Source organism: Nocardia barduliensis, assembly GCF_013315795.1.
In the GTDB taxonomy this organism is placed as follows: Bacteria; Actinomycetota; Actinomycetes; order Mycobacteriales; family Mycobacteriaceae; genus Nocardia; species Nocardia barduliensis.
The window spans coordinates 1-23228 of the sequence record NZ_JABLTE010000066.1 but is presented as its reverse complement, the minus strand read 5'-3'; the positions used below and the strand labels follow the sequence as shown (position 1 = coordinate 23228).

At 70.5% G+C, this 23228-nt stretch carries 19 protein-coding genes and 1 pseudogene; 8 read left to right on the top strand and 12 right to left on the bottom strand.

The features are described from left to right. Positions 1-73: 73 nt before the first annotated feature. The 4 genes from infB to rimP all read right to left on the bottom strand — a co-directional run bounded on the left by infB (position 74) and on the right by rimP (position 5354). Positions 74-3100, bottom strand: coding sequence for a translation initiation factor IF-2 (infB, locus tag HOV91_RS25170; RefSeq protein ID WP_174187873.1), 3027 nt, complete (start codon positions 3098-3100; stop codon positions 74-76). A 108-nt stretch (positions 3101-3208) separates the two neighbouring features. Beyond that, positions 3209-3541 (bottom strand): YlxR family protein, encoded by a 333-nt coding sequence (locus tag HOV91_RS25165; protein WP_246350761.1) that lies wholly within the window; start codon positions 3539-3541, stop codon positions 3209-3211. 122 nt (positions 3542-3663) lie between these two features. Continuing rightward, positions 3664-4692: a transcription termination factor NusA gene (gene nusA / locus HOV91_RS25160; protein ID WP_043728549.1), complete on the bottom strand. Its 1029-nt coding sequence runs from the start codon at positions 4690-4692 to the stop codon at positions 3664-3666. Continuing rightward, positions 4689-5354, bottom strand: coding sequence for a ribosome maturation factor RimP (gene rimP, locus HOV91_RS25155; RefSeq protein WP_174187871.1), 666 nt, complete (start codon positions 5352-5354; stop codon positions 4689-4691). The genes nusA and rimP overlap by 4 nt, the downstream gene beginning before the upstream one ends. 161 nt (positions 5355-5515) lie before the next feature. On the opposite strand from rimP, the gene HOV91_RS25150 reads away from it, so the two are divergent. Then, complete coding sequence (locus tag HOV91_RS25150; RefSeq protein WP_312884763.1) at positions 5516-6112, top strand: hypothetical protein; 597 nt, start codon at positions 5516-5518, stop codon at positions 6110-6112. Beyond that, positions 6109-6543, top strand: a complete 435-nt coding sequence (locus tag HOV91_RS25145) for a ferritin-like domain-containing protein (protein ID WP_174187870.1) — start codon at positions 6109-6111, stop codon at positions 6541-6543. The genes HOV91_RS25150 and HOV91_RS25145 overlap by 4 nt, the downstream gene beginning before the upstream one ends. Positions 6544-6655: 112 nt before the next feature. On the opposite strand, the gene HOV91_RS25140 is transcribed toward HOV91_RS25145, so the two are convergent. Beyond that, on the bottom strand, positions 6656-8407 hold the full coding sequence (locus HOV91_RS25140; protein WP_174187869.1) for an acyl-CoA dehydrogenase family protein: 1752 nt from the start codon (positions 8405-8407) through the stop codon (positions 6656-6658). A 197-nt stretch (positions 8408-8604) separates the two neighbouring features. Next, the gene (locus tag HOV91_RS25135; RefSeq protein ID WP_174187868.1) at positions 8605-10362 is read right to left on the bottom strand and encodes a proline--tRNA ligase; all 1758 of its coding nucleotides are present in this window, start codon (positions 10360-10362) and stop codon (positions 8605-8607) included. A gap of 58 nt (positions 10363-10420) precedes the next feature. Between HOV91_RS25135 and yaaA the strand changes: the two genes are divergently transcribed. The 3 genes and pseudogenes from yaaA to HOV91_RS25120 all read left to right on the top strand — a co-directional run bounded on the left by yaaA (position 10421) and on the right by HOV91_RS25120 (position 11920). After that, on the top strand, positions 10421-11164 hold the full coding sequence (gene yaaA / locus HOV91_RS25130; protein WP_174187894.1) for a peroxide stress protein YaaA: 744 nt from the start codon (positions 10421-10423) through the stop codon (positions 11162-11164). Positions 11165-11280: 116 nt separating this feature from the next. Beyond that, a pseudogene (locus HOV91_RS40030) lies at positions 11281-11424 on the top strand (methylmalonate-semialdehyde dehydrogenase); the annotation flags it as partial. A gap of 82 nt (positions 11425-11506) precedes the next feature. After that, a complete protein-coding gene (locus tag HOV91_RS25120; protein WP_312884762.1) occupies positions 11507-11920 on the top strand; it encodes a PPOX class F420-dependent oxidoreductase in 414 nt (137 codons plus the stop codon). 356 nt (positions 11921-12276) lie between these two features. Here the strand turns inward: HOV91_RS25120 and HOV91_RS25115 are convergent, their stop codons facing one another. Further along, the gene (locus tag HOV91_RS25115) at positions 12277-13740 is read right to left on the bottom strand and encodes an MFS transporter (protein ID WP_174187865.1); all 1464 of its coding nucleotides are present in this window, start codon (positions 13738-13740) and stop codon (positions 12277-12279) included. Between the two features lie 190 nt (positions 13741-13930). Next, positions 13931-15205, bottom strand: coding sequence for a uroporphyrinogen-III C-methyltransferase (gene cobA / locus HOV91_RS25110; RefSeq protein WP_174187864.1), 1275 nt, complete (start codon positions 15203-15205; stop codon positions 13931-13933). A gap of 269 nt (positions 15206-15474) precedes the next feature. Here cobA and HOV91_RS25105 point away from each other — a divergent pair, with 269 nt between their 5' ends. Further along, the gene (locus HOV91_RS25105) at positions 15475-15918 is read left to right on the top strand and encodes a nucleoside deaminase (protein WP_174187893.1); all 444 of its coding nucleotides are present in this window, start codon (positions 15475-15477) and stop codon (positions 15916-15918) included. A gap of 9 nt (positions 15919-15927) precedes the next feature. Here the strand turns inward: HOV91_RS25105 and HOV91_RS25100 are convergent, their stop codons facing one another. Both HOV91_RS25100 and HOV91_RS25095 read right to left on the bottom strand, forming a co-directional pair. Next, positions 15928-17286 carry a DoxX family protein gene (locus HOV91_RS25100; RefSeq protein ID WP_312884761.1) on the bottom strand — a complete coding sequence of 453 codons (1359 nt, stop codon included), beginning with the start codon at positions 17284-17286 and terminating at the stop codon, positions 15928-15930. Positions 17287-17371: 85 nt separating this feature from the next. After that, positions 17372-18703, bottom strand: a complete 1332-nt coding sequence (locus HOV91_RS25095; protein ID WP_312884760.1) for a DoxX family protein — start codon at positions 18701-18703, stop codon at positions 17372-17374. Between the two features lie 262 nt (positions 18704-18965). Between HOV91_RS25095 and HOV91_RS25090 the strand changes: the two genes are divergently transcribed. Together HOV91_RS25090 and HOV91_RS25085 are read left to right on the top strand one after the other, a co-directional pair. Beyond that, entirely contained in the window at positions 18966-20096 is a 1131-nt protein-coding gene (locus HOV91_RS25090) for a phosphotransferase family protein (protein WP_174187863.1), read from the top strand. A 2-nt stretch (positions 20097-20098) separates the two neighbouring features. Further along, positions 20099-21196 carry an Rv3169 family protein gene (locus tag HOV91_RS25085; protein ID WP_174187862.1) on the top strand — a complete coding sequence of 366 codons (1098 nt, stop codon included), beginning with the start codon at positions 20099-20101 and terminating at the stop codon, positions 21194-21196. Positions 21197-21483: 287 nt separating this feature from the next. Here the strand turns inward: HOV91_RS25085 and HOV91_RS25080 are convergent, their stop codons facing one another. Next, positions 21484-21852, bottom strand: coding sequence for a cobalamin biosynthesis protein (locus tag HOV91_RS25080; RefSeq protein WP_174187861.1), 369 nt, complete (start codon positions 21850-21852; stop codon positions 21484-21486). Then, positions 21839-23227, bottom strand: coding sequence for a cobyrinic acid a,c-diamide synthase CobB (locus HOV91_RS25075; protein WP_246350756.1), 1389 nt, complete (start codon positions 23225-23227; stop codon positions 21839-21841). The genes HOV91_RS25080 and HOV91_RS25075 overlap by 14 nt, the downstream gene beginning before the upstream one ends. Position 23228: the final 1 nt, after the last annotated feature.

Sequence of the window (23228 nt, the reverse complement as noted above, 5' to 3'; positions counted from 1 at the left end):
CACCCCTCCAGTGTCGGGACGACCGAGCCGGACGCCGCGCACCGAGCGCGGCGTCCGGGTTCGTATCGGTCTGTCAGTCGCGCGGCTTCTCGCGCAGCTCGTAGGCCTCGATGATGTCGCCCTCCTTGATATCGGAGTAGGTGACCGTCATACCGCACTCGTAGCCGTCGCGGACCTCGGTGACGTCGTCCTTCTCCCGGCGCAGCGACGAGATCGTCATCGTCTCGGCGATCACCACGTTGTCTCGGAGCAGGCGCGCCTTGGCGTTGCGCTTGACCGAACCCGACGTGACCATGCAACCGGCGATATTGCCGATCTTCGACGAACGGAAGATCGCCCTGATCTCCGCCCGGCCCAGCTCGACCTCTTCGTAGATCGGCTTGAGCATGCCCTTGAGGGCCTTCTCGATCTCGTCGATGGCCTGGTAGATCACCGAGTAGTACCGGATGTCGACGCCCTCGCGGTTGGCCAGCTCGGTCGCCTTGCCCTCGGCACGGACATTGAAGCCGATGATGATCGCGTTCGACGCCGAAGCCAGGTTGACGTTGGTCTCGGTGACGCCACCGACGCCGCGGTCGATCACCCGCAGACGCACCTCGTCGCCCACCTGGATCTGGAGCAGCGCCTCTTCGAGGGCCTCGACCGTACCCGAGTTGTCGCCCTTGAGGATCAGGTTCAGCTCGCTGGTCTCCTTCAGCGCGGCATCCAGATCTTCCAGGCTGATCCGCTTGCGGCTGCGTGCGGCCAGCGCGTTGCGCTTGCGCGCATTGCGCCGGTCGGCGATCTGCCGGGCGATCCGGTCCTCGTCGACCACGAGCAGGTTGTCACCAGCGCCCGGCACCGACGTGAAGCCGACCACCTGGACCGGCCGCGACGGCAACGCCGCCTCGACGTCCTCGCCGTGCTCGTCGACCATCCGGCGCACTCGGCCGTAGGCGTCGCCCGCCACGATCGAGTCGCCGACCCGCAGGGTGCCGCGCTGGATGAGCACGGTCGCCACCGGGCCTCGACCGCGGTCGAGGTGCGCCTCGATGGCCACGCCCTGCGCGTCCATGTCCGGGTTGGCCCGCAGGTCCAGGGCCGCGTCCGCGGTCAGCAGGACCGCCTCGAGCAGCGCGTCGATGTTGATGTTCTGCCTGGCGGAGATGTCGACGAACATGGTCTCGCCGCCGTATTCCTCGGCGACCAGGCCGTACTCGGTGAGCTGCTGACGAACCTTCTGCGGGTTCGCGCCCTCCTTGTCGATCTTGTTGACCGCCACCACGATCGGCACGTCGGCCGCCTGCGCGTGGTTGATCGCCTCCACCGTCTGCGGCATGACGCCGTCGTCGGCGGCGACCACCAGGATCGCGATGTCGGTGGCCTTCGCACCGCGGGCACGCATGGCGGTGAACGCCTCGTGACCCGGGGTGTCGATGAAGGTGATGAGCCGGTCTTCCTCGCCCAGGTGGGTGAGCACCTGGTAGGCGCCGATGTGCTGGGTGATGCCGCCTGCCTCGCCCTCGCGGACGTTCGCCTTGCGGATGGTGTCCAGCAGTCGGGTCTTACCGTGGTCGACGTGACCCATGACGGTCACCACCGGCGGACGCTGCTCGAGGTCTTCCTCGCCGCCCTCGTCCTCGCCGTAGGTGAGGTCGAAGGACTCCAGCAGCTCGCGGTCCTCGTCCTCGGGGCTGACCACGTGGACGACGTAGTTCATCTCGCCGCCGAGCAGCTCGAGGGTCTCGTCGTTCACCGACTGGGTCGCGGTGACCATCTCGCCGAGGTTGAACAGGGCCTGTACCAGCGCGGCCGGGTTCGCGTCGATCTTCTCCGCGAAGTCCGACAGCGACGCGCCGCGGGCGAGCCGGATGATCTCGCCGTTGCCGCGCGGCAGCCGCACGCCGCCGACGGCGGGCGCCTGCATCGAGTCGTACTCTTGCCGCTTCTGCCGCTTCGACTTGCGGCCACGACGGGGCGCACCACCGGGACGGCCGAACGCGCCTGCCGCACCACCGCGGCCACCGGGACCACCCGGACGACCGCCGCCACCGCCGCCGGGACGACCACGGAAGCCGCCGGCCGCACCGCCGCCACCGGCACCGGGCGCACCCGCGCCCGCACCGGGAGCACCGCCGCCGCCGCGGTAGCCACCGCCACCGCCACCGCCGCCGGGACGACCCGCACCGGCGCCGCCACCGGGACGACCCGGACGACCCGCGCCGGGGCCTCCCGCACCGCCCGGACGCGCCGCACGCGACGGCATCGCGCCGGGGTTCGGACGAGGCGGCATCGAGCCGGGACTCGGACGCGGACCGCCGGGACGCGGGCCACCTTGGCCCGGACCGGGACGGGGACCGCCCTGGGCCGGACCGGGACGGGGACCGCCCTGAGCCGGACCCGGACGCGGGCCACCCTGAGCCGGACCCGGACGGGGACCGCCCTGAGCCGGACCCGGACGCGGGCCGCCCTGACCGGGGGCCGGACGCGGCGCGGGCCGTTCGGGAGCGGACGAATAGGGGTTGTTACCGACGCGCGGGGTCTTCGGCCCCGGGCGCGGGCCGGGAGCGGCGCCACCCTGACGCTGACCACCCGGGCTTGGCGCACCGGGCCGCTGCTGCTGGCCGGGACGCGGGCCACCCGGCGTCGGACGCGGACCCGCCGGAGCGGGCGCGGAACTCGCCGTGGCACCCGAAGCCGACGCGGCCTGCGGGGTGACGGATTCCCGTGCGGGGGGCTTGGGCGCCTGGGACGGTCCCGGACGCGCGGCGGGACCCGGCTTCACGGCCGGGGATTCGCCGGTGCGCGCGGCGGGAACAGCGGTTTCCTGCGCGGTGGGCGCCGGCGCGGGCGCCGGCGGACGGGGACCGGGACGCGGGCCACCGCCCGCGGGCTTGGCCGCCGGACGGCCGGACGGTCCGGGGCGTGCACCCGACTTGTTGCCGTTCGACGGGGCGGATTTCGCCGCGAACGACTCACGCAGCCGACGCGCGACGGGAGCTTCCACCGTCGAGGACGCCGACTTCACGAACTCGCCCTGCTCCTTGAGCGTTGCGAGTAGTTCCTTGCTCGTGACACCGAGTTCTTTGGCCAACTCGTGCACGCGGGCCTTGCCTGCCACTGCTCTCCTCACTGAGAGGTCGAGCAGCTCCGCCGTTCTGGCGACGGCGGCCCGCACGACCTCGGGTTATCTCCGATGGACGTTCATCGTTGGTACTTCACGGTGTGCTCATGAGTGCTCGTGCCTGTTCTCGAGGTAATGCTCCAGGGCTGAGATATCCAGATGTCCGGACACTCGTAGTGCTCTGCCGATCGCTCGGCGCCGCTCTGCCGCGCGCAGACAAGCCGAAAGGGGGTGCATCCAGGCACCCCGTCCAGGAAGTCTGCGCCGCGGATCGGGAACGATCTCGAGGACGTGGGAGCCGTCTCCGGTCTCACGATCCCGAGCCACGATCCGCAACAGATCGCCGGCCAGTACTCGCTTCCGGCACCCGATACACGTTCGCACCGGAGCGGCTCGGCGCTGGGGCGCCGGGGCTTGCTCGGTAGTGCGGGCGGGCATTGGAACCGAAGGCTCGGACTGAACCTTGGACCACTCTACCGCTGCCACGCTCGGAACGCCGAACCCCTCCCCCGCGGAAGTTACGAACATGTCATCCCGAGCACTCCGCGGGCGGGCTCCGGTCAACTCCGATGCGCCTCCGTTCGCACGGATCCGCCCATGTCGGGGGCGGCGTCGCTGCGGATATCGATGCGCCAACCGGTCAGGCGCGCGGCCAAGCGGGCATTCTGGCCCTCCTTGCCGATCGCCAGTGAAAGCTGGAAATCGGGGACCACGACGCGGGCCGCCCTCGCCTCGGCGTCGACGATAGTGACCGAAACCACTTTCGACGGCGAGAGCGCGTTGCCGACGAACGTCGCCGGATCGTCGGCGTAATCGATGATGTCGATCTTCTCGCCGGCCAGCTCGCTCATCACGTTGCGCACCCGCTGTCCCATGGGCCCGATACAGGCGCCCTTGGCGTTGACGCCGGGCACGGTGGTCCGCACGGCGATCTTGGATCGGTGCCCCGCCTCGCGCGCCACGGCCACGATCTCCACCGAGCCGTCGGCGATCTCGGGCACCTCCAGCGCGAACAGGCGGCGCACCAGATTCGGGTGGGTGCGCGACAGCGTGATCTGCGGACCGCGCGGACCGCGGGAGACGCCGACGACATAGCACTTGATCCGGTCGCCGTGCTCGTAGGTCTCGCCCGGCACTTGCTCGGCGGGCGGGATCAATCCCTCCGTGCCGTGCAACTCGCTGCCGATGCGCACGACGACGGTGCCGCGGGCGTTGGCGCGCGCGTCGCGTTGCACCACGCCGCCCACGATGTCGCCCTCGTGGGTGGAGAACTCGCCGAAGGACTTCTCGTTCTCGGCGTCGCGCAGCCGCTGCAGCACGACCTGCCTGGCGGTGGTCGCCGCGATCCGGCCGAACCCCTCCGGGGTGTCGTCCCATTCGGAGATCACATTGCCGTCGGCGTCCACCTCGCGCGCCATCACCCGCACCACGCCGGTCTTCTGGTTGATGTCGATGCGCGCGTTGGGCTGGTGGCCCTCGGTGTGGCGGTACGCGGTCAGTAGCGCCGACTCGATCGCGGAGATCACGGTCTCGATCGAGATCCCCTTGTCGGCGACGATCGCGCGCAGGGCTTCGATTTCGATGTTCATTCCACGATCCCTTCGGTCGGCGAATCGGACGAAGTCACGGATTCGGAGAGTGCATTCGGTGTTCCTCGGAGCTCCGCGGCGTCGTCGACCGCCACCGCATCTTCCTGACCCGGGGCGGGCCGCCCCGGAACGACTCCGCCCGCGAGTTCCAGCTCCCGCGCGCCGGGCGGGGAGAACTCGATCTGGACGACGGCTGTGGCGATGTCGGCCAGCGGGACCGTCACCCGGTGCGGGGCGCGTTTGCCGCCGAGCACCAGCGCCACCGAATCACCGGCGAGCGCCCCGACTCTGGCCTCGAAGCTCGCCGACCCCTCCGGCGGCTGCGCGCCCTCGCGCAGCGTGACGCGCACCTTCCGCCCCCGCGCCCGGCGCCAGTGCCGGTCGGCGGTCAGCGGGCGATCGATGCCCGGGGTGGTGACCTCCAGCAGGTAAGGCGTCTCGCCGAAATCCCCCGCTTCGTCCAGCAGCGCCGACAGCTCGGTGCTGAGGTTCGCCAGCGCGTCCAGATCGGAGGTGTCGCGATCCACGGTCACCTGCACCCGAGCCTGCGCGTCCACGCGCTTGCCCGCCGTCGAGATCTCGACGCCCTCGAGGTCGAATCCTCGGCGTTCGACGAGACCAGCTACAAGCTGGCTCACCCTTTCCTCGGTCGGCATCGGCATGTGGGGCGGCTCCTGGTTCAGTTGTGACGCGGCGGGAGAATTCTCTACCGAAGGTCTAGCGTAACGCGCCACGAGAGTGTAAAGGACCAGCGGTCGATGAGTTCGTGCGCCACGGCCGACGCTGGTCCGGTGGCGCCCTGCGAATCTGGCACGATGGTGCCGTGCCCATCCGCCTTCCCGCCCCGCCGCGTGCCGGGCGCATTTCCGGCATGCCTTCCGACCGGCACGAGCCCCGCCACCCCGCGCTGGATCGTCGCAGCGCGCTACGCCTCGCGGGCGGCGGAACGGTCGGCGTCCTCGCCCTCGGCGCCCTGGTCGGCTGCACCGGCGACGACGTGGTTCACGAGCCGGATCCCCTTGCCGCACAAGAGATCGCGGCCCGCGCCGACGCCGCCGCGGCGAGCGCGGCCATCGCCGTCGCGCCCCAGCGGCACGCCGCGCTGACCGCGATCGCGGCCGAGCGCACCGCCCACGCCGACGCTCTGCGCACCGAGATGGACCGCGTGATCGGCGTCTACGCCGACGGCACCAAGCCGGTGCACCGCACCCGCGCCAACGGATCCGGTCCCTCGGCCGTGGCTTCCGGCAGCGCGGTGCCGCCCACCGCGCCGCCCACCGTCGACGCGCTGCGGGCGCAGCTGACCGAATCCCGGAAGTCGGCCGCCGATCTGGCCCGCGCCCTGTCCGGCTACCGGGCCGGTCTGCTCGCCTCGATCAGCGCCGCCTGCGCGGTGCACGCGGGGGTGTTGCTGGCATGACGGAGGCCGAACGCGCAGCGCTGGCCGACGCGCTGAACGCCGAGTACGGCGCGGTGTACGCCTACGGGGTGATCGCCGCCTACGCCTCGCCGGAGCGCACCAGGCTGATCGCCGAGCACACCGCGGCGCACCGGGCCCGGCGCGACACCACCGCGGACGCCCTCACCCTGGGCGGTGCGACGGTGCCGCCGCCCGACGCGGCCTACACGGCGCCGTTTCCGGTCACCGATCCGATCGCGGCCGCGCGGCTGGCCGTCACGGTCGAGTCCGACACGGCCGTCGCCTGGCGGTCGGTGGTCGAGCGCGCGGCGTCCATGGCGATCCGGCGCGCCGGTGTCGAGGCGCTCACCGAAGCCGCCGTCCGGCTGGCCACCTGGCAGTCGATCCTCGGCGCCGATCCGCCCACCGTCGCGTTCCCCGGCAAGGCCTGAGCAGGGGCCGCGGCGACGAGCGAGAGCCGTTGCGCCGCCGAACCCTGGTGCGGCGGTATCGAGGCTTACGGCGGCCGAGGGTTTGCCCTTGGCCGCCGTCGCAGCACGTTTCCTACGGCCGCATCTCGTATGCGCCGTCGTAGGAGGCCACCTCCGCCCACACCCGGTCGAAGCGCGGGCGATCGGCGACCGGAGGCCGCAGTGCCGACGCGGCCCAGCCCTGCTGGTCCGGGGTAGCCGACGATTTGCCGTACAGCGCGGTCGCGTAGGCGTTGAAATCGCGGATCTGGAAGTCGAAAATCTGGTCGACCAGGTCGCGGTCCAGACCGGTGATCGCGGCCTGCTCCAGGATCAGCTGACCGTAGACCACCAGGGAGAACAGGTGGCCGATGGTCAGCATGAAGTCCAGATCCTTCTGCTGGTCCGCGTCCGGCGCGGCCGTGGTCAGCAGCGTGCGCAGCGCTCGCGCCTGCTCGTAGAACCGGCCCACGTTGGGGATGTCGGCGTGCTTGTCGTAGATCGGCGTCCAATCGGCGAAGCGCACCTTGCCCGCGCCACGGGCCGGGCCCTGGCGCCAGAAGAACGCGTCGTCTGCCGCGTCCTGCCGGGTGCCGATCTCGGGGTAGTCCTGCGGGTCGAACAGGTAGTTCGGCATGAACTTCAGGATCTGCCCGACGTTCACGTGCACCGTTCCCTCAAGTCGGGGCAGCGTGTTGATCAACCGCTGCACCTCGGCGAAGTAGGTGTTCTTCTCGAAGCCCTTGGCGGCCAGGACATCCAGCAGCAACGTCATGACGGTCTCGCCCTCGGAGGTCACCTTGGACTTCGTCATCGGGTTGAACAGCAGGTACCGGCGGTCTTCCAGGCTCGCACTGCGGAAGTAGTCGACCGCGCGATCGCTGAACAGCTTCATCGCGAGAATGCGCGCGTAGGCGTCGACGAAGTTCGCCCGCACGTGCGGGAAGCCGGTGACCGGGTTGCCGTAGAGGATGCGGTTGTTGGCGTGGGTGATCGCCTCGTAGAAGGAGTGCTCGACCATGCCGATCCCGCCGTGGCAAAGGTTGAACTTACCCACGTTCACGGTGTTCAGCGCCGCGGAGAACGCCTCGGGGCCGGTGTGCAGGATGTCCTCGGCGCGTACCGGGTAGTTCTCCAGGCGGAAGGTGCTGACGTACATCTGCTGGTGCACGACGTTGCCGAGCAGGCGGTAGTTCTCGTGCCGGGAGTCGGCGGCGAACCAGACGTAGGCGTCGGCGCCGTCGAGGTCGGCGCGGCGGGAGAACACCGACACCATGCTGGCCACGTTGCCGTTGCCGATGTAGTACTTCTCGCCGTTGGCGCGGAAGAGGATGCCCGCTTCGGCGTCGGCACTGCCCGGCTCGGTCGGCGTGAGCACCAGGTCGGTGTTGTAGATGTCGGCGCCGTGGGTCTGCTCGGACAGACCGAACGCCATCACCTCACCTTCGGCCAGATCGGCGGCCGCGCGCTTCTTGGCCGCCTCGTTGTCGCTCTGCCAGATCGGACCGAGGCCGAGGATGGTCACCTGCTCGGCGTACCAGTACGCCAGGCCGTAGAAGCCGAAGATCTCCGACAGCGCCGCGTTGCGCGCGGCGTCCCAGCGCCGGTTCGGGTCGCCGTCGGCGTAGGCCGCCGGGGTCAGGAAGGTGGCGAACAGCTTCTCTTTCTTCACGAAGTCGAGGAAGTCCGACGTCCACACCGCGTTCGCGTCGTCGGCGAGCAGACGCTGCTTGCCCCGGCCCTCGAACCACTCGATGGTGGCGCGCAACAGGCGCCGCGTCTCGGCGTCGAACTGCTGCGGGTCATAGGTGGCGGGGTTGAACAACCGCGCGTCGGTGTTTGTCATGCCGGTTAACTTACCAGCGGGTAATAGCAGCGTCGGCGCCGTCTGCGGATCTGTGACCAGCAAATATAGGTTACGGTTGCGTAGGTAGCGGCCCCCAGGAAGCCACGGTTGCAGCGGTGCCGGGGCATCGCGCTGTGGCCGTCGCCCGGACAGCGAAAGACCCCCGGCAGAATCCGCCGGGGGCCTTTCGAAACCGATCAGCCGTGGACTCGGGCTACCACCGCGTCCACCGCCGAAGCGGCGGGGAGCTCCTCGGCCGCGCCGGTGAAGCGGTCGCGCAGTTCGACCTTGCCCTCGGCCCAGCCGCGGCCGATCACCAGCACCAGCGGCATGCCGAGGAGTTCGGCGTCCTTGAACTTCACGCCCGGCGAGGCGGTGCGGTCGTCGAAGAGCACGTCCAAGCCGCGCGCGTGCAGGCCGGACACCACTTCCTCGGCGCCTGCGCGGGCCGCGTCGTCCTTGTTCGCGACCACGACGTGCACGTCGTAGGGCGCGACCGCCGCGGGCCAGCGCAGCCCTTTGTCGTCGTGCTGCTGCTCGGCGATCACCGCGACCATGCGCGAGACGCCGATGCCGTAGGACCCCATGGTCAGCCGCACCGGTTTGCCGTTCTCGCCGAGCACGTCCACCTCGAACGCGTCGGTGTACTTGTTGCCGAGTTGGAAGATGTGGCCGATCTCGATGCCGCGGGCCGCCACCAGCGTGCCCCGGCCGTCGGGCGAGGGGTCGCCGTCGCGGACTTCGGCGGCCTCGATGGTGCCGTCGGGGGTGAAGTCGCGGCCTGCCACGAGACCGACGACATGCTTGCCCGGTTCGTCGGCGCCGGTGATCCAGCTGGTGCCCGCGCCGACGCGCGGATCGACCAGGTAGCGAACACCGTTGGCCTGCAACGCCTTCGGGCCGATGTAACCCTTGACGAGGAACGGATTCTCGGCGAAGTCCGCTTCGGTGAGCAGTTCCACCTCGGCCGGTTCGACCGAGGCGCCGAGGCGCTTGTCGTCGACCTCGCGGTCACCGGGGACGCCGATGCCGACGATCTCGGTCTTCCCGTCGGGGTGACGCAGCTTGACCATGACGTTCTTCAAGGTGTCCGCCGCGGTGACCGGACGACCGTAGCGCTCGGCGATCCCGGCGCCGTTGGCCCAGTCGACCAGCGTCGCGATGGTCGGCGTGTCCGGGGTGTCGTGCACCACGGCCGCCGGCTGCCCTTCGATCGGCAGCGGCTCGGGAGCGGGCGTGACCACCGCCTCCACATTGGCCGCGTAGCCGGATTCCGGGCAGCGCACGTAGGTGTCCTCGCCGACCGGGCTGTCGGCCAGGAACTCCTCCGACGCGCTGCCGCCCATCGCGCCCGAGGTGGCGGCCACGATGACGTACTTCACCCGCAGCCGGTCGAAGATGCGCTGATAGGCCTGCCGGTGCGCGTCGTAGCTGGCTTTGAGGCCGTCCTCGTCCAGGTCGAAGGAGTAGGAGTCCTTCATCACGAACTCGCGCCCGCGCAGGATGCCCGCGCGCGGACGCTCCTCGTCGCGGTACTTGGTCTGGATCTGGTACAGCGTGACCGGCAGGTCCTTGTAGGAGCTGTACTCGCCCTTCACGGTGAGCGCGAAGAGTTCCTCGTGGGTGGGGCCGAGCAGGTAGTCCGCCCCCTTGCGGTCGCGCAGCCGGAACAGGCCGTCGCCGTACTCGGTCCACCGGTTGGTGGTCTCGTACGGGTCGCGCGGCAGCAGCGCCGGTAGCGAGATCTCCTGGGCGCCGATCGCATCCATCTCCGCGCGCACCACGTCCTCGACCTTGCGCAGCACGCGCAGGCCCAGCGGCAACCACGAGTAGACACCCGGGGCGACGCGGCGCACGTAGCCGGCGCGGACCAACAGTTTGTGGCTGGGCACCTCCGCGTCGGCGGGATCGTCGCGGAGCGTTCGCAGGAACAGGCGGGAGAGGCGGGTGATCACGGAAGCACAGGGTAGTCGCTGGCCGGACGCCGGTCCCAGCGCATTACCGTATTCGTTCGTGCTGGTGCTGCTGCCTCCTTCCGAAACCAAGTCCGATGGCGGCGCGGGGACGCCGCTCACCCTGGACGCGCTGGCGATGCCGCAGCTCACGGCGGTGCGGGCACGGCTGATCGACGAGGTGGTGCGATTGGCGGCCGACCCGGAACGCGCGCGGACCGCGCTGGGCCTCGGCAAGGGGGCCGACGGCGAGATCGCCCGCAACGCCGCCCTGCGCACTTCGCCGACCCGTCCCGCGCTGGAGCGCTACACCGGCGTCCTCTACGACGCGCTCGACGCGCGCTCGTTCACCAAGCTCCAGCGGGCCAAGGCGGACGCCCGGCTCGGCATCGGCTCCGCCCTGTTCGGCGCGGTCCGCGCGAGCGATCCAATTCCCGCCTACCGGCTCTCGGGCGGCTCCAAACTGCCCGGCCTGCCGACGCTCTCGGCCATCTGGCGCGACGAGCTGGCCGCGGCGCTGCACACCGAGGCCGCGGGCGAACTCGTGGTCGACCTCCGCTCGGGCACCTATCAGCAGCTGGGGCGGGTGCCCGGCGCGATCACCGCGAACGTGCTCACCGAACATGCGGACGGGTCACGCACGGTGGTGAGCCATTTCAACAAGCACCACAAGGGCCTGCTCGCGCGTGCCCTGGTGCTCACCAGGGCCGAACCCTCCGACGTACGCGGCGTCGCACGGGTGGCGGCCAAAGCCGGTTTGCGCACCGAGATCGCCTCGCCCACCGAGCTTTTGATCATCACCTGAGCGCGCCGGGCTGTTCCCTGGCGAGCGCCACCAATTCGGCCGCGAGATCGGCCCGCGCCGCCGACCCGTACCGGCGGCGGGCGGCGGGCGTGCGGAACAGGTACGGCTGGTCGGCCAGCTTCGGCGGCTGGGAGAACTGGCTGTTCGGCGACGCGCACGGGGCCGACGGCGTACGGTTCTCCACCCGCACCAAGGCGGTCAACAGGCGCTGGCTGGACCCCAGCCACGGCGGACCGAATCTCGGCTTCCCGCAGAACAATAGGCGCGGACCGGTGACACAGGGCCTTCGCGGCGGGCGAGCCGACGGGAATGCCGTGCCGCGGCCGATTGTTCGCTCAGAGCGTGACCAGTACCGCAGTGCTCTCCGATGACCTGAAGAAGTACCTCGACGAAGAGCGGGTCTTCGCCACCGCCGCCACGATCGGGCCGAACGGGCAACCACACCTGACCGTGATCTGGCTCAAGCGGGACGGCGACGACCTGCTCTTCTCCACCACGACCGATCGCCAGCAGGGCAAGAACCTCGCCCGCGACCCGCGCATCACCGTACTGATCAACCCGCCGGACAACCCGTACGTCTACGCGGAGATCCGAGGCAGCGCGACGGTCACCCCCGATCCGGAGAAGACGCTGCCCGACGAACTGTCCGTGAAATACACCGGGCAGAAGTACGCGGATTTCAACCCGGCCTCCGTCAACGACGGACCGCGCATCATCGTGCGGGTGACTCCCCGGCGCATAGCCGGCCGTTTCTGAAGGCTGGGCTGTCCGAACCCCTCGCAGACTCGGACCGGTAACTATCGCATGCCGGCCCGTGCTGAACATCCGGGCAACCATGCCGCTTGCCCAGAGAGTTCTGAACGGCAACTCGGATCTCCCTCTGCGCCGCCACCGCGAACATCGGGGCGCAGTCATCAGCTGACGCGCCCAGCGCACCCCAACCACGTCTTCCGAGCGAAGCGAGACCGAGCATCCGCCGTTCGCGGCCCGGCTCGCGTCCGAGCGGCCGCCGCGTCCGCGACGAAGTCGCCAGCGGCGGCCGCTCGGACGCGAGCCACAAGGGGGCCGCGAACACGCAGCGCCGCAGGCGCTGCCAATCGAACACCGCTCAACTATGTCTGCTGCTGAGCTTCTTCCTGGGCGTGCTGGGCCATGGCGAGTTGCTGCGGGGTGAAGCGCAAGGTCAGGGCGACCAGTCCGGCCGCGAACGCGATGAGGGCGCAGACGAACAGGACCAGGGTGTAACCGTCGCCCAGGGCGGCGATCTCCTCGGGTTTCATCCCGGCCACCTTCTCGGTGCGGCCGCCGAGCGACAGGGTGCGGGAAGCGGCGATCGGGGTGAGCAGGCCGATGGCCACCGGGGTGGCCAGGTTCATGAACATCTGGCCGACCGCGGCCAGCGGGCCGATGTTGGCCGGTGGCACACCCACCAGCACACACAGCGGCGAGAGCACCATGGCGACGCCGACGCCGAAGCCGATCACCACCAGCAGGGGCAGCAACGTCGCGAAGTACATCACCTCGCCGTCGAGGGTGGAACCGAACAGCAGCCCCACGCCGAGCACCGCGGCCGCGCCCGCGAGCAGCCAGCGCGGCGCGACGTACAGCGCCGCCTTGGAGGCCACCGCGCCGCCGACACCGATGCCGACGGTGAACGGAATCGCCGCGACACCCGCCTTGAGCGGACCGTACCCGATGACGTTCTGCATGAACTGGGCGACGAAGAAGGTCATCGCGCCGAGCACGCCGCCGGCCAGGAAGATCAGCAGGAAGGTGGCGACGCGGTCGCGGCTGTCGAACAGCGACCAGGGCAGCAGCGGGTCGTCCATCCGTCGTTCCAGCGCGATGAAGACGATCAGCAGCACCACGCCCGCGATCAGGGAGCCGATGATCGCCGGGTGCCCCCATCCCATCTCCGGCCCCTCGGTGGCGCCGAAGACGATCGCCGCGCAGGCGATGGTGCCGAGCACCGCGCCGGGAATGTCCAGCGCCGAGCGATGGTGCTCGGTGTCGGCGAGCTTGTAGGCCGCGCCGAGGATGATCAGCGCGCCGATCGGAACGTTGATCAAGAAGATCCACCGCCACGACAGCTGGGTCAGCGCACCGCCGACCACGAGCCCGCCGACGGAGCCGATGCCGACCATCGAGCCGACGATCGCGATCGCCTGGTTGCGCGCTTTGCCCGGTGCGAAGGTCGTCGCCACGAGCGCGAAGGCGGTCGGCGCCGCGACCGCGGCGCCCGCGCCCTGCAGTGCCCGCGCCGCGAGCAGCATGGCCTGGTTCTGGGCGAGCCCGCACAGCAGCGAGGCGAGGGTGAACACCGCGACGCCGACCACCAGCATGCGCTTGCGGCCGAACGCGTCGCCGAGCCGGCCGCCGAGCAGCATCAGACCCGCGAAGGTGAGCCCGTACGACGTCACCGTCCACGCGCTACCCGCGCTGGACAGCCCCATCTCCTCTTGCAGCCGGGGCAGCGCGAAGATCACCACCGTGCCGTCGAGCACGACCATGAGCTGCAATCCGCTCAGGACTAGGATCGCGAGCCCGAAGGCCCGCTGCATCACTGGATACTGCATCGTCGCAGCGGGGTTCCGAAGCACAGTGAGTCACTGTAATTGATGCCGTGCATCACCTTGCCCGCCCGGCGGCCGGAGGGACTGCCGCCATCGCGCGTGCCGATGCACCGCAATCGCGTGCCGGTCGGTGCGATCGCGGCGGCGGCAACTCGGCGAGGCTCGGATCATCCGGCGTCACCCGGGGGCCACGCTATCCCGCAGCGGAGTCGGCGTGCGGGACGACGGTGTCGGCGGAGAACCCGGCGGTCGGGCCGATCACCACGATCGCGGGTGGACGGATGCCTTCCGCGCGCACCCGGGCGGCCACCGTGCCGAGATCGGCCCGCAGCACGCGCTGGGTGCGCAGCGTGCCCTCCTGGATGACGGTGGCGGCCGTGCTCGCGGGGCGCCCGCCGTCCAGCAGCGCGGTGGCGAACTGTTCGATCCGCTCCACCGCCATCATCAGCACCAAGGTGCCGCGCAAGCGCGCCAGCGCGGGCCAGTCCACGAGCGAGTCCGGGTGATCCGGCGCGACGTGCCCGCTCACCACGACGAACTCGTGGGTGACGCCGCGGTGCGTCACCGGGATGCCCGCGGCAGCGGGCACCGAGATGGGACTGGTGACGCCGGGCACCACCGTGACCGGGACCCCCGCGGCGACGCAGGCCTCCAACTCCTCGTAACCGCGCCCGAACACATAGGGGTCGCCGCCCTTGAGCCGCACCACGAACTTGCCCGCCTTCGCGCCTTCGACCAGCGCGTTGTTGATCGCTTCCTGCGCCATCGCCCGCCCGTACGGGATCTTCGCCGCGTCGACCACCTCGACCTCGGGCCCGAGTTCGGCGAGCAGTTCCGGCGGCGCGAGCCGATCGGCCACCACCAGGTCCGCCCTGGCCAGCAGCCGCCGCCCGCGCACGGTGATCAGGTCGGGATCGCCCGGCCCGCCGCCGACGAGGGCCACACCCGGCGCGATCGGCGTCGAGTCGTCGCTCACCACACCCGATTGCAGGGCTTCCAGCAACGCGTTGCGCACGGCCGCCGAACGCCGGTGCTGTCCGCTCGCCAGCACACCGAGGGTCAGCCCGTCGTAGCGCGCGGTGGCCGGAGTGACCGCGGTGCCCAGCCGTGCGGTGTCGGCACGCACGCAGAAGATCCGCCGCCGCGTCGCTTCGGCGACCACCGCCGCGTTGGTCTCGGGCTCGTCGGTGCACGCGATCGCGTACCAGGCGCCGTCGAGGTCGCCGTCGGCGTACTCGCGCAGCGTGACGGTGATCTGCCCCGACGTCGCCATTGCCTCGACGGCGGGGGTGACCGCCCGGCTCACCACGTGCACGTCCGCGCCGGAAGCGATCAGCAGGCCCAATCTGCGCTGCGCCACCGTCCCGCCGCCGACCACGACGACGCGCCGTCCGCGCAGATCGAGCCCGACCAGGTAGTTCGGGTCGCCGGTGGGCTGGTCTTGCGTTGCGTCTGACGTGTTCGGCACAAGTTTCGAGCCTACGGCGTGCCCCTCCGGCACCGGCAATCGACCGGGCAGGCCCGCGCCGGGACGGTTTTCGTGCGCGCCGACGTCGACCCCCGCCGGCCGCTCGGTGACCGGCGGCCGGACTCGCCCTCTGGATCACGGACGTCCCAGCAGACCAACCTGGTGTGACCTGCGGTAACGAGCCGTTCAGCGAGCCAGGACGGTAGGTTGCGAAGCACAAGCGTCCTGCTCGGAAAGGCGGACCGATGACGCGGGTGACACCGGCACGACTGCTCGATGTGGCCTACGACGAGGCGCTGCGCGGGCTCGCCGAGGGCGGTATTCCGATCGGCGCCGCCCTCTTCGACACGACCGGCGCGCTGCTCGGGCGCGGCCGCAACCGCCGGGTGCAGTCCGGCGATCCCAGCGTGCACGCCGAGACCGACGCTTTCCGTGCGGCGGGACGGCGGCGGGACTACCGCCGGACCATCATGGTCACCACGCTGTCGCCGTGCTGGTACTGCAGCGGTCTGATCCGCCAGTTCGGCATCGGTTCGGTGGTGGTCGGGGAGTCGCAGACGTTCTCCGGCGGGCACGAGTGGCTCGCGGGGCACGGCGTCGCCGTCACCGTTGTGGAGGACCGGCGCTGCATCGACCTGATGACCCGATTCATCGCCGAGCATCCCGCGTTGTGGCAGGAGGATATCGGGATCGCCGACGATCTCGAGGCGTGAGGTCCGCGCTCAGCGGAAGTACGGATATTCCTGCACCCAGTGGAATCCGCGGCTGCGCAGCGGGAACCCGTCGAGCGCGACCGACGTCAGCGCGACCGAGACCGGCCGCCCGGCGAGCAGGCCCGTCAAGGTCAGCCGCTCGGGTGCGGGGCGGTCGAAGCCGAAACTGCCCAAGGGTTGCGCCTGCGCGCCCGCTGCTGTCGGCGGCGCGATCATGACCAGGGTGCGCGCATCGGCATCGACCATGGCGAGCACCGGGAGCAACTGGCCGTCCATGCGCTGCACGGTGGCCCCGTCCCGGTCGAAGACCAGGCGCTGCCAGCGCAGTTCGTCGGTGGTCAGCGGCGGAAGCGGGGTACCGTCGACGCTGAATTCGGTGACCGACCAGATGCCGTACAGCGGCGGTTCCGGTCGCCCCGCCCCGTGCTCGTTGTATCTGTCCCAGCCGGTGTACACGTTGGAGAACAGCAGCCACACCCCCAGCAGGATCTGCGCAGCGGCGGCGATCCGGTTAGCTCGCGGCGTGCGCAGCAGCGGCGGTGTGGTCGACGGTCCGGCCGCCCGGTTCAACAGCAGCACGTTCGCCAGGCGACCGGCGTCCGGTGCGAGCAGCACCAGGCTCAGCAGCACCAGGTGGAACGCGAGGATCTTCGCGGGCACGTCATAGGTCATGTCCAGCACGAACACCTGTGTCGTGCACACCAGGCCCAGCATCGCGCCCACCAGTGCGGTGCGGGGCACGAACAGCAGCACTCCGGCGAGCAGTTCCGCGCTGCCCAGCAGGATCTCGTATTGCGGCGACACACCGATCTGATTCCAGAGCACCGCCATCGGGCTGAACTCCCCGTACGGCTCGAGCAATCGGCTCAGCGGTGTCGGCGGCATCTGGGTCGGGATGACCTTGGCCATGCCGTACGCCACCAGCTGCCCCGCCAGGCACACACGCACGAACAGCAGCAACCACGGCTGCACGGCACGGTAGTCGGGGCGGTCGCGGTCGAGCACGCTCCAGATCAGCGTGCCGAGCAGCGCGACAATCAGCACGACGAACACCAGCACCCAGAAGTACGCCTGGTCTCCGCTGATCGAGGCCGTGTTCGCCGCCACGGACGCGCCGAACACCCGCGTACCGGTCCACTCGACCACCGGGCGCAGCGCCCGAGCGACGCCGGAGTTCACCCAGTCCGGCAGCCATTCGCGCGTCAGGCCGAGGAATTCGGGCACGATCGACGGGTACACCAGGCAGAACAGCCCGAGATACAGGACACCGAAGCGGAACGCCACTCGGGTGCCGCCTCGCCAGGGCCGGGTACCGGAATCCTCCGCGCCCGTGCCGATGTCCGTCCGATCGAGGATCGCTTCGGTCACGGCGGTTCCTCCAGTCCGAGTCGATGCAGACCGAAGGTATCGAAAAGTGCCGTGGCCGTATCGGGTTTCGGCTGGATCCGCCGGGTCAGCGGAAGTACGGGTATTCCTGAACGAAGTGGAAGCCCCGGCTGCGCAGCGGGAAAGAGTTCAGGTCCATACGGTCGAGCGACAGGGTGACCGGCGTTCCGTTCAGCTCCCCCGTCAGTAACAGCGTGTCCGGGGTGGGCCGGGTGAAGGTGAAGGCGCCCGAATAGGCGGGCGGCGATTCCGGCGCGGCCGACAACACCATCGTGTGTGCGGCCTCGTCGACCACCGGCACGACGGGGACGAACGAGCCGTCCATCTTCTGCACCGTGGCGCCGGGCCGGTCGAAGATCAATCGCCGCCAGCGGTTTTCGTCGGTGATCAGCGGTGGCGCCGGATGTCCTTCCCTGGTGAACTCGCCGACGGTCCAGATGCCGTACAGCGCGGGCTTCGGCGCGCCGCCACCCGCCTCGTGCCAGGCTTGCCAGCCGATGTACACACCACCCGTCAGCACCCACAGTCCCAGCGCGACCTGCACCGCGGCCGCCAGCCGGTTCGCGCGCCGGGAACCGAACAGCGCGGGCTGCGTGGCCGGCTCGGACGGCCGCTCCAGCACGAGCACATTCGCCAGCCGCCGGGCCTGTGGCGCCAGCACGACCAGCGACAGCAGCAGCAAATGGAACGAGAGGATCTTCACCGGCACGTCGTAGGTCATGTTCAGCACGAAGACCTGCGCCATGCTCACCAGGCTGAGCAGCGCGCCGACCGTGGCGGTGCGCGGCAGGAACAGCAGCAGACCGCCGAGCACCTCGGCCGTGCCGAGCAGGATCTCGTAGGCGGGCGCCGCACCGACCTGATTCCACAGCACCGACGCCGGGCTCATCGTGCCGTACGGCTGCAGCAGCGTGGTGAGCGACGGCGGGGGCATCTGCGAAGGGATGGCCTTGGCGAGACCGTAGAACAGCATCTGTCCGCCCAGGCACAACCGGAGGAACAGCACGAACCAGCTGTTCAACGCCCGGTACTCCAGCCGGCGGCGATCGAGGATCGACCAGACGACCGTGATCACCGCGGCCGCGACGAGTTCGCAGAAGATCAGCACCCAGATGGCGGCCTGGTCGCCACTGCCCGAATCCTCGCGCAGGACCGCGTCGACACCGAAGACGTGTTCACCGGCCCAGCCGACCAGCGGGCCCGCCGCGCGCAGCTGCCAGATGATCGCGCTTTCCGGCAGCCACTTGCTCACGATCCCCGTGAACACGAACAGGATCTGCGCCATCAACACGCAGAACAACCCGAGATAGGCGAAGACGAACCGGAACGCGATCCGGGTGGGCAAGCTCCAGGGCCGCTGCTGCGTACCGGCCGACGACTCGTCGCTGCTTCGACTCACGACATCCGTTCCGACCGTACTCACACCGCTCCCCTCGCCGGCCGACATTTCCGCGACCCCGAACGTATCCGACCAGGTCATGGGATGACCTCCGGGAAAACCCCTGATTTCCGCGTACGTCTTTCGGTCTACGTGCCCGCCCCACCGGCGGCGCGCCCTCCGTCTTCCGTTTCCGGCCCGCCGACAACTAGAACGCGTTACAGTCGCGTATCCCGGGGCACCAGGGGCGGTGCGGCCGGGCCGCACGTGTCAGGAGGACAACATGACCGACGATCCGGACCCGGCACAGCGACAGCAGCTGACCGTCAGTGAACGCGACCTGGACGTGCTCGCCGGGGATCTGGCGCGCTGGCTCGGTACGAAGGTCTCCGCCGACGAGCTGCCGCGGATCTCCGGATTGTCGCGCCCGCAGTCCGGCGGCATGTCCAGCACGTCGATCCTGTTCGACGCCGAGTGGAGCGCAGCAGGGCGCCGGGAGCACGGGTCGTTCGTCGCGCGGATGGCGCCCGAGGCCGGGTCGTTCCCGGTGTTCGAGACCTACGACCTGGCCACCCAGTACCAGGTGATGGCCGGCGTCGCCGCGGCCACCGACGTGCCGCTGCCCGGACTGTGCTGGCTGGAGACCGACGACAAGCCGCTCGGCACACCGTTCTTCGTGATGCGCCGGATCGACGGACGGGTGCCGACGGACAACCCGCCCTACGTGTTCGTGGGCTGGCTGTTCGACGCGAGCCCCGCCGAACGTCTCCGGCTCACGCACAACACCGTCGAGGTGATCGCGAGGATCCACGGCATCCCCGATCCCGCGGCGCTGTTCCCGATGCTGAGCGGGCCCGGCGAGTCGCTGCGCAGGCACGTCGCCGCGCAGCGCGCGTGGTACCGCTGGGGACTGGCGGACGACGGCTTCGAGATACCGCTCATCGAGCGGAGTTTCGCCTGGCTCGACGAGCACTGGCCCACCGATCCCGGCCCCGACGTGCTCAGCTGGGGCGACGCCCGCCCCGGCAACATCATCTACCGCGAGTTCGACCCCGCGGCGGTGCTGGACTGGGAAATGGCGGCACTGGGCCCGCGCGAACTCGACCTGGGCTGGATGATCTTCATCCACCGGTTCTTCCAGGATCTGGCCACCCGTTTCGGCCAGCCGGGGCTGCCCGACTTCCTGCGCCGCGCGGACGTGGTGGCGAAATACGAGGAGCTGACCGGTCATGCGGTGCGCGATCTCGATTTCTACATCGTCTACGCCGCGTTGCGGCACGCGATCGTGATGGCGCGGGTGAAGCGCAGGATGATCCACTTCGGCGAGGACACCGACACTCCCGACCGCGACGACTACGTCATGCACCGGGCAAGCCTGGAAGCGCTGCTCGACGGAACATACGAATGGGACTGACCATGCCTGTGCCTTTGGACGAGTACCCGATCCACCAGACCCCGCTGTCGCTGGCCCGCGTGGCCTCCAGTGATCGGAACTTCTACGACCGCAGCTACTTCAACGCCCACGACCGTGCCGGCGGCACCCTGCTGATCACCGGTTTCGGGGTGTACCCCAATCTCGGGGTGACCGACGCCTACGCCGCGGTGCGCCGCGGTGACACGGTGCGGGCGGTGCGCTTCTCCGACGCTCTCGGCGACCGGAGCCTCGATCAGCGCGTCGGCGGTTACCGCATCGAGGTGCTGGAGCCGCTGCGGCGCATCCGGGTGGTCTGCGACCACGACGATCTCGGCTTCGATCTGACCTGGACCGGCGCCTTCCCCGCCGTGCAGGAACAACCGCACCTGATCCTCGCGGGCAACCGGCCGATCATCGAGGCGTCCCGGTTCGCGCAGGTCGGCTCGTGGGCGGGGACGCTGCACGTGGACGGCGACGACATCGCGATCGACCCTGCGGTATGGACCGGAACCAGGGACCGGTCCTGGGGCATCCGCCCGGTCGGCGAAACCGAGCCGCCCGGGCGCGCGGCCACCGAACCGTCGGGCGGCTTCTGGTGGCTGTACGTACCGCTGCGGTTCGAGGAGTTCGCCGTCGTGGTCATCGTGCAGGAGGAGCCGGACGGCAGGCGCACACTCAACGACGCGACCCGCGTCTGGCCGGACGGACGCACCGAGCAGCTCGGCTGGCCGCGCATCTCGATCGACTACCGTTCCGGCACCAGGCATCCCGTCGGGGCGCGGCTGGAGCTGACCACGCCCGACGGCAAGCCGCTGGAGATCGAGATCACGCCGGGCACCGGCGTCCCACTGCACGTCGGCTGCGGCTACGGCGGCGATCCGGATTGGCAGCACGGCCAGTGGAAGGGCCGCGGCTGGTCCTCCTCCAGCCGCTACGACCTCACCGACCCGGCGATCGCCGCCCGCATCCCCTACGGGGTCACCGACCACGTCGCCCACGCCCGCTGCGGCGACGCCGAGGGCTGGGGCCTGTTCGAACACGCCAGCCTCGGCCGCCACGACCCCACCGGCTTCGCCGACTGGGGCTCGGTCGCACCCTGAACCGGACGCCGAGGCTCCGGCATTCCGATCGCGCACGGGCCCGACCGCGCACGGGGCTCGGACACCGACGCCCTGCACCCACAGACTCAGGCGTTGGCGCGGTCGGCGCAGCGCCGAGGTGACCGCGGTCGTCTGCTCCGTCCCGAACTCGCGATATGTGTAGGCGCCACGGCCGCGCAGCGCCTCCGAGGACAGCGGTTCGGCCCGTCGCGCGACGCCCACTTACCGGCATGACCAGCGGATCTTCCGCACAGCACGCGTGGCGAGATCGTGTTCCGCCGCCGGCTCTACCGGTCGAACAGCGCTGCCGCGAGCACCACACCCCGCACGACGCGCTTGGGCAGCACCAGCGGCCCGCCCTCGGCGGCGAGCAGAGCCGCGGCCTCCGCGACGCTCGCGGTGCCGACGGCCGAACGTGCCCGGCTGCCGGGGTTGGGGACCGCGACGGCCGCCAGTTCGGCGGCGGCGTAGGAGCGCAGCGGCACCTGGAGTTCCGCGGCGACGGCACGCAGGCCCGGTTCGGCGCAGCGCTGGGCGATGGTGGCCAGGCACGCGATCCGGTGCTCACCCACGGTCTCGCGCAGCGCGGCGCGGATCGCGTCGGCCGAGGTGCGCGGCCGCAGGCCGATGCCGACGACGACGTCAGCCGACGGCACGGGAGCCCGCGAATCGCGCCGCGGCGGTGGCGAAGCGCGCCACGGCCTCGGGATTTCCGGCGGGGTGGGTGTGCAGGTACGACGCGTGCACGTTGCCGATCAACGCCCCGTCCAGCACACGCTCTCCCGAACTTCCGCGCCAGCCCCACGCCGGGTTCCGCGGCGTCGCCGACACCAGGCGCGTGCGGTGGAATTCGTGTCCTCGGACGCGTTCGCCGGCCCGCCACAGCGGCGAGTCGGCCAGTGCGACGGCGTCGCGGTAGCCGAGGGTCAGTCGCGGTCCGAACTCGGCATCGGCGTCCACCACCCCGGCCATGGGGTGCCCGTCCAGCGAGCGGGTGAGATACAGCAACCCGGCGCATTCGGCGTGCACCGGCATGCCGTGCCGGACGGCCTCGGCCACCGCCCGCAGCAGCTCGGAATTGGCGGCCAGCTCAGCCGCGTGTTCCTCGGGGAACCCACCCGGAAGCACCAATCCCGCTGTACCGGTGGGCAATTCGTCGTGCAGCGGGTCGAACGCGACGACCTGCGCGCCTGCGGCCGCCAGCAGCTCGCGATGCTCGGCGTAGCCGAACGTGAACGCCGGGCCACCGGCGACGGCGACCAGCGGGCCGGGCCCCTCGGTGCGGCCGTGGATGGCGGACTCCGTCCGGAACGCACCGCCGAGTTCGGCGGCCGTTTCGCCGGGGGCGCACGATCCACCGCCGTGTTCAGGGTTCGTCTCACCGAAGACGCGCGACTCCCCGCCACCGCCGAGCTGCGCCGCCGGGCCGACCCCACCGATGGCCGTCGCGGTGCATCCATCACCTGCGTCTTCGCATCCACGCACGGCGGCGGCGGGATCCCACGCGGGCTCGGTGACCGACGATCGAGCGAGTGCCGCGATGGCGGGCAGATCCACGTGCGCGGCGACCAGATCCGTCATCGCCGCCACCGCCGCCGTCGCGGCCGCACCGTGCTCCACCGCGGGAATCAAGCCCAGATGCCGCGACGGCACCTCGAGTTCGGCCAGGCGTGGCAGCGACCCGAGCACCGGCAACCCGACGCGATCGCAGGCGGCGCGCAGCACTTGGTCGTGGCGTTCACTGCCCACCCGGTTCAGGATCACACCGCCCAATCGGACGCCGCTGTCGAAAGTGGCGAATCCGTGCAGCAGCGCCGCCAGACTCTGGCTGTGCCCCCGCGCGTCGACCACCAGCAGCACGGGCGCGCCCAGTAGCGCCGCGACCTGCGCCGTCGACCCCTCGGCCACGGGTCCGGCGTGCTGATCGTCGATCCGGCCGTCGAACAGGCCCATCACCCCCTCGACCACCGAGAGGTCGCACCCCTGCGCGCCATGCCGATACAGCGGCACCACACGATCCGTCCCCACCAGC

What these genes read in the sequence shown, in the direction of transcription:
- HOV91_RS25165 (WP_246350761.1), bottom strand. Translation starts at nt 3,541, where the DNA reads ATGCCCGCCCGCACTACCGAGCAAGCCCCGGCGCCCCAGCGCCGAGCC.
- nusA (WP_043728549.1), bottom strand. Translation starts at nt 4,692, where the DNA reads ATGAACATCGAAATCGAAGCCCTGCGCGCGATCGTCGCCGACAAGGGG.
- rimP (WP_174187871.1), bottom strand. Translation starts at nt 5,354, where the DNA reads ATGCCGATGCCGACCGAGGAAAGGGTGAGCCAGCTTGTAGCTGGTCTC.
- HOV91_RS25145 (WP_174187870.1), top strand. Translation starts at nt 6,109, where the DNA reads ATGACGGAGGCCGAACGCGCAGCGCTGGCCGACGCGCTGAACGCCGAG.
- HOV91_RS25140 (WP_174187869.1), bottom strand. Translation starts at nt 8,407, where the DNA reads ATGACAAACACCGACGCGCGGTTGTTCAACCCCGCCACCTATGACCCG.
- HOV91_RS25115 (WP_174187865.1), bottom strand. Translation starts at nt 13,740, where the DNA reads ATGCAGTATCCAGTGATGCAGCGGGCCTTCGGGCTCGCGATCCTAGTC.
- HOV91_RS25090 (WP_174187863.1), top strand. Translation starts at nt 18,966, where the DNA reads ATGACCGACGATCCGGACCCGGCACAGCGACAGCAGCTGACCGTCAGT.
- HOV91_RS25085 (WP_174187862.1), top strand. Translation starts at nt 20,099, where the DNA reads ATGCCTGTGCCTTTGGACGAGTACCCGATCCACCAGACCCCGCTGTCG.